The 15,885-nt window shown below is 57.1% G+C and carries 19 protein-coding genes and 1 tRNA gene; 15 read left to right on the forward strand and 5 right to left on the reverse strand.

What is annotated here, in order from left to right:
- The first annotated feature begins 8 nt into the window (after window positions 1-8).
- The 9 genes from WC600_05215 (at window position 9) to WC600_05255 (ending at window position 5,499) form a co-directional block, all read left to right on the forward strand.
- A complete protein-coding gene (locus WC600_05215; protein MFA4902130.1) occupies window positions 9-1,133 on the forward strand; it encodes a permease in 1,125 nt (374 codons plus the stop codon).
- A gap of 24 nt (window positions 1,134-1,157) precedes the next feature.
- A complete protein-coding gene (gene arsM / locus WC600_05220) occupies window positions 1,158-1,916 on the forward strand; it encodes an arsenite methyltransferase (protein MFA4902131.1) in 759 nt (252 codons plus the stop codon).
- A gap of 163 nt (window positions 1,917-2,079) precedes the next feature.
- On the forward strand, window positions 2,080-2,289 hold the full coding sequence (locus tag WC600_05225) for a hypothetical protein (GenBank protein MFA4902132.1): 210 nt from the start codon (window positions 2,080-2,082) through the stop codon (window positions 2,287-2,289).
- 59 nt (window positions 2,290-2,348) lie between these two features.
- A complete protein-coding gene (locus tag WC600_05230; GenBank protein MFA4902133.1) occupies window positions 2,349-2,531 on the forward strand; it encodes a thioredoxin family protein in 183 nt (60 codons plus the stop codon).
- A gap of 282 nt (window positions 2,532-2,813) precedes the next feature.
- Complete coding sequence (locus WC600_05235) at window positions 2,814-3,194, forward strand: hypothetical protein (protein MFA4902134.1); 381 nt, start codon at window positions 2,814-2,816, stop codon at window positions 3,192-3,194.
- Between the two features lie 218 nt (window positions 3,195-3,412).
- Window positions 3,413-3,646, forward strand: coding sequence for a thioredoxin family protein (locus tag WC600_05240; GenBank protein ID MFA4902135.1), 234 nt, complete (start codon window positions 3,413-3,415; stop codon window positions 3,644-3,646).
- A 13-nt stretch (window positions 3,647-3,659) separates the two neighbouring features.
- Window positions 3,660-4,094: an arsenate reductase ArsC gene (locus tag WC600_05245; protein MFA4902136.1), complete on the forward strand. Its 435-nt coding sequence runs from the start codon at window positions 3,660-3,662 to the stop codon at window positions 4,092-4,094.
- A gap of 122 nt (window positions 4,095-4,216) precedes the next feature.
- On the forward strand, window positions 4,217-4,771 hold the full coding sequence (locus WC600_05250; protein MFA4902137.1) for a (Fe-S)-binding protein: 555 nt from the start codon (window positions 4,217-4,219) through the stop codon (window positions 4,769-4,771).
- 14 nt (window positions 4,772-4,785) lie between these two features.
- The gene (locus WC600_05255) at window positions 4,786-5,499 is read left to right on the forward strand and encodes a DUF1573 domain-containing protein (protein MFA4902138.1); all 714 of its coding nucleotides are present in this window, start codon (window positions 4,786-4,788) and stop codon (window positions 5,497-5,499) included.
- A gap of 99 nt (window positions 5,500-5,598) precedes the next feature.
- On the opposite strand, the gene WC600_05260 is transcribed toward WC600_05255, so the two are convergent.
- The 3 genes from WC600_05260 to WC600_05270 all read right to left on the reverse strand — a co-directional run bounded on the left by WC600_05260 (window position 5,599) and on the right by WC600_05270 (window position 6,966).
- Window positions 5,599-5,676 (reverse strand) — tRNA-Arg (locus tag WC600_05260).
- Between the two features lie 354 nt (window positions 5,677-6,030).
- Window positions 6,031-6,612 carry an imidazoleglycerol-phosphate dehydratase HisB gene (gene hisB / locus WC600_05265; GenBank protein MFA4902139.1) on the reverse strand — a complete coding sequence of 194 codons (582 nt, stop codon included), beginning with the start codon at window positions 6,610-6,612 and terminating at the stop codon, window positions 6,031-6,033.
- A gap of 78 nt (window positions 6,613-6,690) precedes the next feature.
- Window positions 6,691-6,966 carry a hypothetical protein gene (locus tag WC600_05270; GenBank protein ID MFA4902140.1) on the reverse strand — a complete coding sequence of 92 codons (276 nt, stop codon included), beginning with the start codon at window positions 6,964-6,966 and terminating at the stop codon, window positions 6,691-6,693.
- A 233-nt stretch (window positions 6,967-7,199) separates the two neighbouring features.
- Here WC600_05270 and WC600_05275 point away from each other — a divergent pair, with 233 nt between their 5' ends.
- Window positions 7,200-7,964, forward strand: a complete 765-nt coding sequence (locus WC600_05275; GenBank protein MFA4902141.1) for a DUF1573 domain-containing protein — start codon at window positions 7,200-7,202, stop codon at window positions 7,962-7,964.
- On the opposite strand, the gene WC600_05280 is transcribed toward WC600_05275, so the two are convergent.
- Window positions 7,937-8,521: a hypothetical protein gene (locus WC600_05280; GenBank protein MFA4902142.1), complete on the reverse strand. Its 585-nt coding sequence runs from the start codon at window positions 8,519-8,521 to the stop codon at window positions 7,937-7,939. The genes WC600_05275 and WC600_05280 overlap by 28 nt on opposite strands.
- A 297-nt stretch (window positions 8,522-8,818) precedes the next feature.
- Here WC600_05280 and WC600_05285 point away from each other — a divergent pair, with 297 nt between their 5' ends.
- The 3 genes from WC600_05285 (at window position 8,819) to recJ (ending at window position 12,509) form a co-directional block, all read left to right on the forward strand.
- On the forward strand, window positions 8,819-9,811 hold the full coding sequence (locus tag WC600_05285; GenBank protein ID MFA4902143.1) for an NAD-binding protein: 993 nt from the start codon (window positions 8,819-8,821) through the stop codon (window positions 9,809-9,811).
- Between the two features lie 67 nt (window positions 9,812-9,878).
- Window positions 9,879-10,595 (forward strand): metal-dependent hydrolase, encoded by a 717-nt coding sequence (locus WC600_05290; GenBank protein MFA4902144.1) that lies wholly within the window; start codon window positions 9,879-9,881, stop codon window positions 10,593-10,595.
- 207 nt (window positions 10,596-10,802) lie between these two features.
- Window positions 10,803-12,509 carry a single-stranded-DNA-specific exonuclease RecJ gene (gene recJ, locus WC600_05295; GenBank protein MFA4902145.1) on the forward strand — a complete coding sequence of 569 codons (1,707 nt, stop codon included), beginning with the start codon at window positions 10,803-10,805 and terminating at the stop codon, window positions 12,507-12,509.
- 417 nt (window positions 12,510-12,926) lie between these two features.
- Here the strand turns inward: recJ and WC600_05300 are convergent, their stop codons facing one another.
- On the reverse strand, window positions 12,927-13,328 hold the full coding sequence (locus tag WC600_05300) for a response regulator transcription factor (GenBank protein ID MFA4902146.1): 402 nt from the start codon (window positions 13,326-13,328) through the stop codon (window positions 12,927-12,929).
- 330 nt (window positions 13,329-13,658) lie between these two features.
- On the opposite strand from WC600_05300, the gene WC600_05305 reads away from it, so the two are divergent.
- Together WC600_05305 and WC600_05310 are read left to right on the forward strand one after the other, a co-directional pair.
- Window positions 13,659-14,459, forward strand: coding sequence for a polysaccharide deacetylase family protein (locus tag WC600_05305; protein MFA4902147.1), 801 nt, complete (start codon window positions 13,659-13,661; stop codon window positions 14,457-14,459).
- A 39-nt stretch (window positions 14,460-14,498) separates the two neighbouring features.
- A complete protein-coding gene (locus WC600_05310) occupies window positions 14,499-15,875 on the forward strand; it encodes a putative glycoside hydrolase (GenBank protein ID MFA4902148.1) in 1,377 nt (458 codons plus the stop codon).
- Window positions 15,876-15,885 lie beyond the last annotated feature (10 nt).

A 15,885-nucleotide genomic window follows, 5' to 3' on the forward strand; every position in this document is an offset into this window, starting at 1 on the left:
TCACATCCATGAATGACCAACATCCACAAGAGCAGGTGAAAATTGCCACCGAAGCCATCGAACCATCTATCAATCTCTTTGCTAAACTGAAAGCGGCCATCGCTGACCTGTCGGCCAACCAAATCCTTAAGCTGATCTTTCTGGGTTTGGCGCTCCTGGTCTGGTATCCGATTTATAGCAGACTGGTGCCCTTCTCCCTCTGGGTTACCTATGATGTCTTCCGGATCGCTCATGGCACCCACCTGGGCGACGCCGTCTCATTTTTCTTTCTGGATATCCCCAAGGTATTCATGTTGCTGATCCTGGTGATCTGGGGCGTCGGCGTGCTGCGCTCCTTTTTCACCCCCGAGCGCACCCGGACCATTTTGGCGGGCAAAAGGGAGGTTCTCGGAGACGTGATGGCGGCGCTCTTAGGGGTGGTAACCCCCTTCTGCTCCTGTTCGGCGGTGCCGCTATTTATCGGTTTCGTGGAAGCGGGCATTCCCATCGGCGTCACCTTCTCTTTTTTGATTTCTGCCCCCATGGTGAACGAGATCGCCCTGGTGCTTCTCTTCGGCCTCTTCGGCTGGCGGATCGCCCTGATTTATATGTCCATGGGGTTGCTCATCGCCATGGTGACCGGCATGATTATCGGCCGCATGAATATGGAGCACCAGGTGGAAGACTGGGTCTATGAGATTCGCATGGGGAAGACGCCGGCTCTCCTGGAAAAAATCGGCTGGATGAGCCGGATCGATTACGGCCTGCACCAGGTCAAAGATATTGTGGGGCGGGTCTGGATCTATATCATTTTGGGGATCGGGGCGGGGGCAGCGATCCACGGCTACGTTCCCGAGGGCTTTTTAGCGGCCCTCATGGGCAAACAGGCCTGGTGGTCGGTGCCGGTGGCGGTCATTCTCGGGGCGCCGCTGTACTCCAACGCCGCCGGGATAATCCCGGTGGTACAGGCTTTGTTGGAAAAAGGGGCGGCCCTGGGCACCGTGCTGGCCTTCATGATGTCGATTATCGGCATCTCGTTCCCGGAAACCGTCATCCTCCGAAAAGTATTGAAGCCCAAGCTGATCGCGGTGTTTGTCGGCGTGGTCACGGTGGGGATTATCATCGTGGGCTTCATATTCAACGCCATTATGTAATGGCTGGATTCGAGGAGTAAGAGAGTGAATGATCAGAATCTGAAAGACGTCATCAAGGACCGTTACGGCAAGATCGCCCGGGGGGAGCAGACATTCTGCTGCCCCACCTGCGGGCCCACGACTACTGACCAGTGCCTGGCGGTGGGCTATACCGGCGAGGACCTGGCGCTGGTCCCGGAAATGGCGATCTTGGGGGTAGGCTGCGGCAACCCCACGGCGCTGGCGGACCTTAAAGTTGGTGAAACCGTCCTGGACCTGGGCTCCGGCGCGGGCATCGATGTCTTCCTGGCGGCCCACAAGGTCGGTGAGCCGGGCCGGGTTATCGGGGTGGATATGACCGAAGACATGGTGGCTCGGGGGCAGCAACTGGCCCGGGAGCATGGCTTTGGCAACGTGGAGTTCCGCCATGGCGATATCGAGCATCTGCCGGTAGATTCTGGAACCGTGGATGTGGTCATCAGCAATTGCGTGATCAACCTGACCCCGGACAAGCTGGCGAGCTTCACCGAAATCCATCGGGTCCTGAAACCCGGCGGCCGGATACTCATCTCCGACTTAGTGACTTCGGGCGAGCTTCCGGAAGACGTGCGGGCCAGCGCCGCGGCCTGGGCCGACTGCCTGGCCGGAGCCATGGAGAAAGAGGCTTACCTGGAGACCATCCGCCGCGCCGGTTTTGCCGAAGTAACCGCGGTTTCCGAGTCGTCCTATGAGGCTCCGGAGATGGATGAGCGTCTGCGCGGCAAAATCCTCAGCGTGAAAGTGCGCGCCGTCAGAGGTCAATGATGGCGGGAGGAATCGTTAATCAAACTCTACAATCGCGGGTTTTATCTCAAAGAGCAGGTTTGATGGCCAAGGCGGTGGACGAGGTGCTGGAGGAAAAATAGGCATGATCACAGACATCCAAATGCGCGTCAAGGGGATGGTGCAGCAGGGCGGCTTTACCTGAATGGGCTGCCCCGACGCGGTGCGCGCCGAATTGCTCAAGGTAACCGGAGTCCTAACAGTGACCTATAACCCCGAGCAAGATATTTTTTCAGTGAGCTATGAATCCGTACTAGTCAGCCTGGAGACTATTTTTGCCACGGTGTTCGCTGCCGGCAAAAAGATGGGGCAAGAATACCTTCCGGAAACCGTCCTACCATCCCCGGTTGCTTAATCCATCACGGAGCTCATGCATGCCGAATTATAAAAATAAAGTGGAATGGCGCGGGGAGCATCTGGGTTACACCTGGTGCCGGGGAGGTTTCGCACGTTCGAGACATGAAGGACACCATCGCTTTGGGAGTGTTTGGAACTCCGGGGCTCCTGATCAACGATGACGTTAAAGCTGTGGGGAACCTCCCCAGCCGGGAAGCGCTGAAAAAATGGTTGCAGGAAGCTGCGGCGTCGCTCAGTTGAGCAGAGGGAAATATGCGGAAAAACAAGGTCCTGGCCTTTGTGCTCCTTGCTCTGGCTGCATTATTTTTTCAATTCGTTCTGAGCCTGGGGAAGCCGGCTGGATCAAATAAAGGTTGTTGTTCGCCTATCCTTAATTTTTTCAGCAATAATTCTTCAGAGGGTCAAAAGGACGGCAGCCGCTGAGTTCGAAGTTTAGAATTCAATATTGAACGAAACTGCTCGCGCACCAGATTTAGGATTAAACCCGACAGATGACGTAAATAAATAACCGGGGGAGGGGAAATGGCGAAAGGCAAAATCGGTATCATAGGGATCATGGTCCTGGGAATCTTGGGTGCGGCTGTCCTGACCCAGGCCGAGCCGACCAAGGTGAGTCAGGTGGTTTATATCACCAAAAGCAAAGCCTGCGGTTGCAGCGCCAAGATCGTCCATGACGCGGACGCGTTGGTGAACCAGACTTTCACCGGACCGCGGCAGGCTCTGCTGAAGCGCATTGATTATGACACCGACCGTCAAGCCGCGGTGCCCTATATCGGCGAGTACCACCTCATCCGGTTACCGGCCTTGATCTTTCTGGACGCCCAGAACCACATGCTCTGGATGGCTGTGGGGGAGGTGGCGAAAGAGGACGTAGCCGCAAAGCTCTCCCTATTCGGTAGTTGAACCGAATCCCAGCCCGGGTTTATATCAAGCAATACCGCGTTACCCAGGCGCCGGCCCTGTTGGGCCGAGTCATGGGCTGGAAAAAACCGCGGTATTCTGTAGCATTATCGTGGTCATTGCCACCTTCGTCGGCATGGGGTTCGGCTGGCGGTGAAATAAGAAAATCCGGGGAGAGGATTTCAACCCCTCCCCCGGCATAAAATAAGAGGAGGATTACCATGAAAAAATTGCAGGTACTGGGGCCGGGCTGCCCCAAGTGCATCGAGTTGGCCAAGCGCACCGATGAGGCCGCCAAGGTTTCAGGTATGGACTATGAACTGGAAAAGGTCTCGGAGCTCAAAAAGATCATGGCCTTCGGGGTGTTTATGACCCCGGCCCTGGTGGTGGACGGCGAAGTGAAGGTGGTGGGCAAGGTGCCCAGCGTGGACGAGATCAAAAAGATGATCTCCTGAAGGATGAATGCGGATGTTGAAGGTCTTATTTCTCTGCACCGAAAACTCCTGCCGCAGCCAGATGGCTGAAGGCTTGGTAAACCACGACCTGGCCGGACAGGTTAAGGCGTATTCCGCCGGGATCAGACCCAGCCGGGTGAACCCCCGGGCCATCCAGGTCATGGCCGAGTTGGGCATCGACATCAGTCAACACCACTCGAAATCTGTGGACGACCTGGCCGGAGAGCACTTCGACCTGGTGATCACCGTGTGCGATCAGGCCCAACAGCAATGTCCCATCTTTCCCGGGGAATCTGAGGTTATGCACGTGGGCTTCCCGGACCCGGCCAAGGCCACGGGCACGGAGGCAGAAGTTCTCACGATGTTCCGCTGGGTGCGGGACGGCCTGCGGGAACGCCTGGGGTATCTTTTACGGAAGAAACTCGGAGATCGCCGGGAGAAAGATTGATGCAGCCGAAATCGCCTCAGCCTGAACTGAGCCACACCTGCGCTCACCCTGACTGCTATGGTCATGGAGAAATTGACAGGATTCGTCGCCAAGGCTTCCCGATAGCTTTGGGGAGGTGAACCATGTTGTTGGAGAAGATTGATAATTTTGACATCTTTCGCCCGAAAATGGACTCCAGCAAGGAGGTCCTGCACGGCATCGCCACGTTTCAGGCGGACATCTCCCCGGCTTTCCCCTATGTCAATGCCGAATTGGGCGGTTGGGACTACAATCAAGCCAATCAGGTGCTCCTGATCAAGCTTTCCGACGGCAAGTGGATCACCCTGCACCCCCACAAGATCGCCATACGGGGGATTCGGGACCTGGAAGAAGCCAACGCGCTGCTGACCTGGATCCAGGCCCAGATCAATGGCATTTATGAACGGCGGGAATCTATCACGCCGCGCCACGTGAGTCAGGCCGGCCTCAAAGTCATCGAGATTTTGAAACTTCTCCCTATGACCAGCTGCAAGGTTTGTGGTTATCTGACCTGCATGGCCTACGCCGCGGCTTTGCGGGAAGGCGAGATTTTCCTGGAGGCCTGTAAACCTCTCTGGGAAGAAAACTACCGTGAAAATCGGGAAAAGCTCCTAGCCTATCTGGAGAGCTATGGCTGGCGGGCCTTGGACGCGGACTAGGAGCAAGGAGAATTATGCGTATCGATAAATTGGCTTATCGGGCTTTAATCTGGATATTACTGCTGCTGTGCACGCCGATGGCAGCCATGGCCACCATCGGGCCGAAAGCCCAGGTCCCCGAGACCACCCATGATTTCGGCGAAATTTTTGAAGACCGGGAGTTAACCCACACCTTCACCATCAAGAATATCGGCGACGCCCTCCTGGAGATCAAGGATATCGACTCCGATTGCGCCTGCACCGCGGCGGACTCCGACCGGCGCATCCCCCCAGGCGGGCAGGGCCGCATCAAGCTGACCATCGCCCCTTACTCGGTGCTCCGGCAATTTGCCAAGAAAACCAAGGTGTTTTTCAACGACCCGGACCATCCCCAGGTGGTCCTGACCATGCAAGGTTACGGTAAACCTTTCATTGAAATCCAGCCCAGCCACATCATCCGGTTCCGGGGCAAGCCGGGTGAGGAACTCCGGGATCAGGTCCGCTTCATCTCTCACCTTCCCGGTCACTGGGAAATCAAGGAAGCCCGCACCAATATCCCGGATGCCATCGACATCAAGGTCAAGCCGGAAGAGCCGGGCCGGGTTTATGTGGTGGAGGTCCGCAACAAACGGCAGGAAGCAGGCAATTATGCCGGCGTCATTGAACTATTTACCAATTCGGAAAAGCGGCCTCGCCTGATCATGCGGGTGTTCGGGGAGCTTTCCATCCCCTCTTCGCAAGGCCAATGATCCACCATCAGGGGGCAGAGATTGAGATGAGTATTAAACTTAAACCGGATTCATGGAGGCCGCTTAGGAGGAAAAGCCCTGACTCGGCGGTCTTTGGAATGGCGCGCCCGGAGGGATTTGAACCCCCGACACACGGATTCGTAGTCCGTTGCTCTATCCGGACTGAGCTACGAGCGCGTCTTGTTTTTCTTTGAATGTTCGTCCTTACTAGATATTTATACCCCTGGAAGCTGAAAAGGTCAACCGGTTATCAAGGGCTCCGGTTATGGTGGGGTGATTCAGGAAGCTCTGCATTGCATCTCATACCGAGTTGCATTCAAAGAGCAATGTTGGGTAGGCGCAGGCTATAGCCTGCGCCTGCACAGGCGAGACGCCTGTGCCACCGTTTGAATGCGAATTGGTCTCCGCAGGAGCTTGGGTGAGTACCAGGCGGGTTGACCCTGGTGAATCCTATAAAAGAGAGCGGACCCCCGCGGGCCCGCAATCTTTAAAGAAATTAGAAGTGTTGTGAAAAAACAGACCAAAAAATTCTTAAAGCACCCCCTTAGTGGATGGCACCCCGGTGGCCCGGGGTTCCGGCTGGGTGGCGGCGTCCAGGGCCCGGCCTGCAGCCTTGAAGATCGCCTCCAGGATGTGGTGGGTGTTCTCCCCATAGGGCACGCTGATGTGCAGGGTCATGCCACCGTGGATGGATGCGGCCCGCCAGAATTCCTTGAGTAACTGCGGGTCCATGCCGGCGCCCCCTGGCGGCAGGTCCACTTCCAGGTGGAGGAAAGGGCGGTTGCTCAGGTCCACGGTGACCTGAGCCAAGGCCTCGTCCATGGGAACCCGGGCCTCGCCGTAGCGCTTTACCTTGGGGCGTTGAGCCAGGGCCTCCCGAAAAGCGTGCCCTAAGCAGATGCCGATGTCCTCCACGGTGTGGTGCTGATCCACCTCCAGATCGCCCTCAGCCTTGATGGTTAGATCAAAATAGCCGTGGGCCGTGAAGAGGGTGAGCATGTGATCAAGAAACGGGATGCCGGTATCGATGGCCGCCTGGCCCCGGCCGTCCAGTTCCAGTTCCAGGCTGACTTCCGTTTCCCGGGTCTGACGGTGGATTTTACTTAAGGGCATGCCTGGTTCTCCTTGGGTTCGACGACGCTGCTCCCGGTGGCTACCAAATTTAGCTCACGCATTGAATATTTGGGGACGCTACTTTTGCCGAGGTTCCCAACACGCGGTGGCGTTATTATAAATCATGATCCTGCCGTTCACTTCGCACTGCCAATGATCGCCGACCTTACGAACATTTTGCGCTTCCCCCGGGGCTTGCGGCGACAACTCGTCAGGGGTGCCCACGGTGCTGCGCGTATAGCTGGTGGGCGGGGGCTGTTGAATCTGCGACGGTGACGAGGTGCAGCCGCTTCCCAACGTGATCAACAGCGCAGCTGCTAAAGCCATCCCGGTAAAGTGATTCTTGAACTGCATAACGGTAACCTCCTGACCCTGGTGAAGTCTTTGAAATTCCCCAAGATAGTATTTGGAGAGCAGGATCATCATAAATCTTTTCGCCAACCTTGACAAATGGTTATGTTAAAATACCGGCAAGATTATCACAAAGCCGCTTTCTCCGGGCTGGGTTCTGGCGCCGACGTGTGTTGGTGAGAATGAGCCCCGCGGCTGGAAGAAGACGGACCCGGCGACAAGGAGCACTATCCGACGTGATCGACGCACAGCATTGCCAACATCACCAAACCCGGCGGGTACGATTTTTCACCTCTTTTTGCGCCCTGCTGCTCTTAGGTGCAGCCATGGCCTGGGGGGGCCAGTCCACCCCAGCCTGGGCCGCAGGGACCGGACCTGTGGCCACCATCAGGGAAACCACTTTTGATTTTGGTAAAATCTTCGAAGATCGAGCCTTGACGCATACCTTCATGGTTAAAAATACCGGATCAGCGCCGTTAAAAGTCGAGGATGTAGACCCGGATTGCGCCTGCACGGTAGCCAGTTACGATAAAACCATTCCTCCCGGCCAGGAGGGGGCCATCACCCTGACCATTAAACCCTTCTCAGTGCTCCAGCAGTTCAAGAAAGAGACCAAGATCAGACTCAACGACCCGGAGCGGCCCATGGTGCAACTGGTCATGACGGGCTTGGCCCTCCCTTTTATCGAGATCCTGCCCAGTCATATTGTGCGGCTGCGAGGCGCCCCCGGTGAAGAGGTCAAGGGCCAGGTGACCTTTATTTCGCATCTGCCCACCCCCTGGGAAATTATGGAATATCGCACCAGTATTCCCGACAAGATCGAAGTGACTCTCAAGCCGGAAGTGCCGGGCAAAGAATATGTCCTGGAAGTGCGCAACAAGAGCCGGGAGGCGGGCGCCTATGCCGGTCTGGTGGAGCTGTTCACCAACTCCAAAGAGCGGCCTCGCCTCATTGTGCGGGTCTTTGGGGAACTCTACTTGCCTTCCGCGGGCGGCCAGTAAAGGAGCAGTTCATTGAGCAGGTGGGCGGCGAAAGTCCGGGCTGCCATGCGCAGGAGCAGTTCTTCTTCCTTTGGGGCCGCAGGACCGGGATTCACCGGCGAGCTCAAACTGATGCGGTCCTGGCAGGCAAAGAGGGTGTCGCCTCCCCGGGTGATGGCCCCGGACACGATAAGGTCGGCGTCGATTTTGCCCCGGATGAACCGGAAAGTGGTGCCCCGGACCGCGACATACTGAATAACCCCGGACAGGACGGTATCTCCCTGGGGAGCGATCCTCAGGCCGTTGGCCTGCCAGGCCTGCGTCAGCTCTTCCATAAAGAGGGTTTGGAAGGCGTCAGCCGGGAATCCTTTGGCCGACTCTACTAAAAACGGGGTTACGGTATACGTCGCCTGGGCCGGGGTAAAATCCGGAGCTCGATAATAGGCAGTGAGATATCGGCCGGGCTGCAACGTCACTGCCGCCGGTACGGCCGGCGAAATCCGGGGGACGCAGCCCCAAAGGCAAGTCAGACACAGGGCTAGGACCAAGCTTAAAGAGATGCATCTTCTCATATTCATGGCCATATGATTACCATAAACCGTCCTCCTCTCACAAACCATTTAACCGCCCGGAAGCAAAAAGGGGGCTTAAGGGCTGGGCAGACAGATGAATGTACGGGGGAGCCGGCCGACCCCCGGCACTCGGGCCAGGCGGCGCGGGGATTTGACAACCGGTTGCAGATATCTTATGTATGCTGACATCGCTGACCGGAGGCCCGGAGTTCGGACCCCGCGGTGACGATAAATACTCCAGGGATTTTGGACTTTTAGCCACAACTTACAAAAAATGCGAAACCTTGCAGAGCCTTCGGTAGCATGGTAACCTTCCGTAAAATTGCCCAGATGGCTGCCATGTTGCTGGCCCTTTTGTTGATCGGCAGCCTGGGCTTTGTCTGGCTGCAAGGTTGGGACTTTTTTGACGCCCTTTATATGACGGTGACCACCCTCTCCACTGTGGGTTATGGGGAGATTCATCCCCTGACGCGGATAGGGCGTCTTTACAACATGGTACTCATTCTTAGCGGCATGGGTGTCATGTTTTATATTCTGGGCTCCCTGGCCCGGGTGGTGATCGAAGGGGAAATTCGCGCAGTTTTCGGAAGGCGAAAATTGATAAAACATATCAAGAGGTTGAAAAACCATTACATTCTCTGTGGCTATGGGCGCATCGGTGAAATTATCGCTCTGCAGCTCAAAGATCGCGGCCTGCCCCTGGTGGTCATCGAGAACGACCCGGCATTGCTTTCTCGCCTGGAAGCCTCGGGATATTTTTTCATCAGCGGAGATGCTACCCGGGAAGAAGTCCTCATGGAGGCCGGGATCGAACGGGCCAAAGGTTTGATCTCCGTGGTGTCCACCGACGCAGCCAATGTCTATACCGTGCTGACGGCGCGCAGTCTCAACCCTCGTTTGTTCATCGTGGCCCGGGGGGAAGAGGAGGGTTCCGAAAAGAAGCTGCTCCGGGCGGGGGCCGACAAGGTAGAGTCGCCCTATCGCATGGGCGGCCAGAAAATGGCCCATACCATTTTGCATCCAACGGTGACCACCTTCATGGAACTGGCCATGAAGGAAGGGATAGAGTGGAGCATGGAAGAGATTGCCGTAGGCCAGGCTTCAGCCCTTCTGGGGGTGCCTCTGAAAGACTCGGGCATCCGCCAAAAATTGGACCTGATCCTGGTGGCCATCAAAAGGGCCGATGGCGAGATGATCTTCAATCCCAGCTACGATACCGCCATTTTGGCGGGGGACACCCTTATCGCTCTGGGGTTGCGTAAAAACCTGGACGCCCTGGAAGAGATGGTGCAATAAAGCAACTGTCAGCAGCCAGCTTTCAAGCAAAAGAAGCCCGGAAACAAGGATAAAACAGGAGGGGGTTATGGCGCAGTCAAAAATCGGCCGCGGGGTAAAGATCACCTTCTTGGGCCATTCGGCCTTCAAACTGACGGGTGCGGGGGTGAATGTACTCATCGACCCCTGGCTCAGCAATCCGCTGCTCAATACGCCGGTGGCCCAGGTGGGGCCGGTGGACGTCATACTGGTGACCCACGGCCACGGCGACCACGTGGGGGAAACCGTGGCTGTGGCGAAGGCGACCGGCGCGACGGTGGTGGCCATTCATGAACTCAGCCTGATCCTGGCAGGTCAGGGGGCCCCTCAGGTGATCGGCATGAACAAGGGCGGGACCATGAGCGTGGCCGGGTGCAAGGTCACCATGACCAACGCGGTGCACTCCTCCGCAGTGGAAGAAGGCGGTAAGCTCATTGCCGCGGGCGACCCCGGCGGCTTCGTCATTGAGTTTGGGAACGGCTTTGTGGCCTACCACGCCGGCGACACGGCAGTCTTCAAGGACATGGAACTCATCCGGGAGCTTTATCACCCGGAGGTGGCCATGCTGCCCATCGGCAGCCATTACGTCATGAGCCCCGCGGAGGCGGCCCTGGCTTGCCGGATGCTGAAACCCCGCTGGGTCATCCCCATGCATTACGGCACCTTTCCGGTGCTCACCGGCACCGCGGAGGAGTTGATCGAACGCCTGAAAGGGGAGCCGGAGATCACGGTTATTCCCTTGAAACCGGGCGAGACGGTGGAATAATGAGCTGTCAGCTTTCAGCCCATAGGGCGTGCCATGCACGCCGCTCAGGTTTGGGCGGATAACGGCGGCTACGGGCCGCCCTATGAGGCTCAATAAGAGTTTGGCAGGAAGGGTAAGGACTTAGGCCTCTATCCCCTTAATTTAAGAAACCTTATAAGTTGACCGCTGATAGCTGATAGCTGACAGCATTTGCTCAAGGAGCAAATATTGCGCCGCAAGAAGGCCTGGCAGGTATATCCCGAACAGCCGGAATTGGTAGCCTCAGTCATGGCTCGCCATAATCTCCCGCCTTTGGTGGCCCGCATCCTGTTGAACCGGGGTTTGGCCGCCGCGGACGATATTCTGGCGTATCTGGACCCCTCCCTGGAACGGCTGAATCCCCCCTTCGGGCTGCCGGACCTGGAGGCCGCGACGGGCCGTCTGGGCCGGGCGGTGCGCCAGGGGGAGCCGATTGCGGTGTATGGCGACTACGACGCCGACGGTCTCACCGCCACCGCCTTGATGCAGCAGTTTTTCCGGGAGCTGGACCTGCCGTGCTTCGCCTATATCCCCGACCGGTTGACCCAAGGCTACGGCCTCAAGACCCAGGGCTTAAAAGAGCTGGCGGCTCAGGCCAAGCTTTTAGTCACGGTAGACTGCGGCATCAGCGACTTTCAGGAAGTGGCGCGGGCGCGGGAACTGGGGCTGGAGGTGATCATCACCGATCACCACGAAGTGCCCCTGAAACTACCCGAAGCCCTGGCCGTGGTCAACCCCAAGCGCGTTGGCCACGATTACCCCTTTAGGGAACTCGCCGGGGTGGGAGTGGCATTGCTCCTGGCCCTGGGGGTGCGGGCCGAGCTTAGGGCCGAAGGCTGGTTTAGGTCCCACCGGGAGCCCAACATGAGGTCCTATCTGGACCTGGTGGCCCTGGGCACCGCGGCGGACGTGGTGCCGCTGGTGGGGGAAAACCGCATCCTGGTGCACCAGGGGCTTAAGGTTCTGGAAGAGAGCCGGCGCCCTGGCATCATTGCCCTGAAGGAAGTCACCCAACTGGAAGGCAAACCCATCTCCTATCAGGATGTGGTGTTTAGGCTGGCGCCCCGGCTCAATGCCGCGGGACGCATGGGCCAGGCCCGGTGCGCCCTGGAACTGCTCTTAAGCGACGACCTGGCCCAGGCCCGGGTTCAGGCCAGATATTTGCATAACCTCAACCGGCAACGCCAGACTTTGGAAGAGGAGGTCTTAAAACAGGCCAGGACGCTGATCCGTCAAGGTGGTCTGGAGTCGCGGAAAGTGTTGGTCCTGGGTAAAGAGGGCTGGCACCCCGGGGTGATCGGCATTGTAGCGGCCCGTCTGGCCGAGGAATATTACCGGCCCGTGGCCCTGGTGAGCCTGGAAAACGGCCGGGGCCGGGGCTCGGCCCGGTCCATCGAGGGCTTCCACCTGTTTCAGGGGCTTAACGCCTGCAGCAGCGCGCTCCATAAGTACGGGGGGCACCAGGCCGCGGCGGGCTTCGAGATGGCGGCGGACAACCTGCCCGCCTTACAAGACCTCATGGATCAGGCCTTCCAGGCGCAGTTGGGCGAAAAGCCGCCCCGGCCCACCCTCAAGGTCGACGCCCAGGCGGCGCTCCAAGACTTGGACCATATTTTTTATCGGCATCTGGAGACCCTGCGGCCCTTCGGACCCGGCAACCCGGCGCCGGTCATTGTCTGTTTGGAGGTGGAATGCCTGGGGTCCCGGATCGTAGGCGGCAAACATCTGAAGGTGCAATTGGCCCAAGGCGGCAGCGTCTTGGAGGCCATTGCCTTTGATAAGGCCGGCAGCCACCCTATGAGTGGCACGCTGGACGTGGCCTTGGGCGCCAGGGTCTCCCATTACCAGGGCCGGACCTATCCGGACCTGAGGCTCCTGGACTGGGGCAGGCCTTGAGGCTGCGCTTATAAAGAAATGCGTTCGAACAGGTAATTGGTAGCCGCAGGCTTTGCCGTGAAAATCCAAATCCCCCTAATCCATACTCATTGCCAAAAAGTTTTTTCCGTAATAGGAGACACTTTAACACCCCAAATCCCCCCTAACCCCCCTTTGGTAAATTGGGTAACTATAAGGAATTACTTATAAAGTTCCCCTTTGAAAAAGGGGGATTTAGGGGGATTTAAAAATCAGCCAGCGGCATAAATTTATGGCAAACGCTATAAATCCCCCTTTGTCAAAGGGGAACTTACCCTGCCAAGTCCGGCCTTCCTGACCTGATTCATGTTCACCTAATTTTGAAAGGCTTCACTATACCGTGGCGGGGATCATTACCGGCTCTCGAGGTGCAGGGGGAAATGCGGTAATCGGAATGGGCTAACTCAACATGGTGGGTGAGATAAAAGTTTGACCGTGGCGGATGGTTTTGATGGCTTTATGCAGGACATCGTTGGCATCCTCTTTGAGGACATACCCATCGGCGCCGTCATTCATGGCTAAGTACAGATATTCCTTGGTCTTATGCATAGTAAGGATCAATATCTTAATTTGTGGATAGAGTTCCTTAATAATCTTGACCGCCTCAAGGCCCCGCAGTCCGGGCATAGAGATATCCAAGACCACCATATCCGGGGTCGTTTCTTCCAGGAGACGCATAAGTTCAACGCCGTCTCCGGTTTCTTCGACTACGCTCAACTTGGCATCTTCTTGAATTATCCGCTTTATCCCGTCCCGCACCATAACGTGATCATCTGCCAGCATAATCCGATACTTGGACATTAGTTATCTCTTTTATCGGGGAAACCTGAAAATTTATAGTACTTTGTTAAGACTGGCGAAGCCCCCTGTCAAGCTGTTGGCCCCCGCCCAGCAAAATTTCTCAATCCTGACTTGCTGTTTTCAGGCCATTTCTCACGCTTGAATTTATAAACCGATTGTTGTATCTTCCAAGCATCCTCGGGGGAGTGTCTGCTGTAAAAGTTTGACCCGGAAAGTAACCGCGGCATTGGCCCGGCTGGTCAGTCTGATCCCTGGCGGTGCGCACTCATTACCCAGGACAGCCGGTGCACCAACAACATTAACCCATAACCTTTATCAGGAAAAGAGACAATGACTCGTATGCTCCGTATTGTGGCTGGAATTATGCTGCTGGCCATGTGCTTCTGCGCTGCGGCCATGGCCGAGGATCAGGTTACCGTCCCCATATTGCTCTACCATCGGTTCGGCCCCACGGTGGCCGACGGTATGACCACGACCACCAACCTGTTTGCCTCTCAGCTCCAGTGGCTCAAGGACCACCAATACACGGTCATCCCATTAAGGACGCTGGTGAATTACGTGCGCGGAGAGGGTCCGCCTCCGCCCCCCAAATCAGTGGTGATATGTACGGATGACGGCCACAAGACGGTTTATAGCGATATGCTGCCTCTGGTGCGCAAATACAACATCCCCGTGACCCTGTTCCTTTATCCGTCCTGCATTTCCAACGCCTCCTACGCCATGACCTGGGAGCAGTTGAAGAAACTGCAGGAAACCGGCCTGTTCGACATGCAGGGGCATACCTTCTGGCATCCCAATTTCAAGAAGGATAAAAAGAAAATGACCCCCGCCGAGTTCCAGAAGAATTTGGACAAGCAGCTCATCACGTCCAAGGCCGCCCTGGAAAAAAGGTTCGGGACCAAGGTGGACATGCTGGCCTGGCCCTTTGGCATCTATGACGACGAGTTGGAAAAAGCTGCCGCCAAGGCGGGTTACGTGGTGGCCTTCAGCATCGATCGCCGCAATGTCGCTAAAGGCGACAACCTCATGACCTTGCCCCGCTACCTGATGGTCAACGGCGATGGTTCTGGAAAACGATTTGAAGCCATCGTCACCGGCCACGCCCAGGAAAAAGGGCATAAGACCTATTGATACATAGCCCCATAGTCTGGGGAAGGGGAGGGGGGAGGCATGAAGCGGCAACTCTTAAGGTTCGTACTCATCCTGGTGGGGTCCCTGGTTCTCAGCCTTCCGGCTATGGCCGCTGACGGCACTGACGGCAAAGTCGGGGACAGCCAAACCAAGCAACCAGCCGCGGCCGCAACGCCTGCCCCGGAAGGGAAGGCCGCCGAGGGGCAACCCCAGAAACCCGCCGAGATCCCGGCCAAAGCCTATAACGGCAAGATCATAGACGCTCAGACCAAGGCGCCCATCGAAGGCGCTCTGGTCACCCTGGGCGACGTGGTCGTCCGCACCGACAAAGACGGCGTCTTTCATATGGACGGTAAGGGCGAGACCCTGAAGCTGCGGGCCCCGGGTTATGCCCGGAAGGAAGTCCCCCTGGCTGAAGTGGCCAAGCCTACCGCCGAGATCGCCCTTACCCCCTTCAAAGTCGAAGCCCTCTACCTCACGGTCTACGGGGCCGCCAGTAAGAAAATCCGCGAGGCCGCTCTGGAGGCCATTCAGAAGAATAACATGAATGCCCTGGTGATCGATGTCAAAGGGGATCGAGGCTTCATACCCTTTAAGGTCGACATTCCTCTGGCCGAAGAAGTGGGGGCCCAAAAGATCATCCTCTTTAAAGACATGCCGGCCTTCGTGGCGAGCCTGAAAGAGAAAGGTCTCTACCTCATCGCCCGCATTGTAGTCTTTAAGGATGATCCCCTGGCCGAGGGTAAACCCCAGTGGGCCGTCAAAAAGGGCGGCGGGGTGTTCCGGGATCGTGAGAAACTCCGCTGGGTCGATCCTTTCCGGCGCGAAGTGTGGGATTACAATATCGCCATTGCCAAGGCCGCCGCGGCCGTGGGTTTTGACGAAGTCCAGTTCGATTACGTCCGCTGTCCCGACACCAAAGGCATTGTCTTCTCCCAGCCCTCCAATCAGAACACCCGCACCGAGGCCGTTACCGGCTTTTTGAAGGCGGCCCATAAAGCCCTGGCGCCCACTAACGTCATGGTGGCCGCGGACATCTTCGGCTACGTCGCCTGGAACACCGACGATACCGGCATCGGCCAGAAGATCGATGAGTGCGTCAATGCCGTGGATGTCGTTTGTCCCATGCTGTACCCCTCCGGGTACCATTTGGGGATTCCCAACTACCGCAATCCGGTGCAACATCCCTATGAAATCGTCTACTTCACGTTGAAAAAGTCCCAGGAGCGCACCGGCGCCTCCCCGCTGCGCTTCCGCCCCTGGCTGCAGGCCTTTAGGGACTACGCCTTCCGCGGGGGCGACTTTGCCGAGGAGAGGATGCGGATTCAGATCAAGGCCTCGGACAAGTTCGGAGCAAGCGGCTGGATGTTCTGGAACCCGCGCAACATCTACCCCACAGGGAAATTTAAGGATTGAGTTTGCCATA

Source organism: Desulfobaccales bacterium (genome assembly GCA_041648175.1).
In the GTDB taxonomy this organism is placed as follows: domain Bacteria; phylum Desulfobacterota; class Desulfobaccia; order Desulfobaccales; family 0-14-0-80-60-11; genus 0-14-0-80-60-11.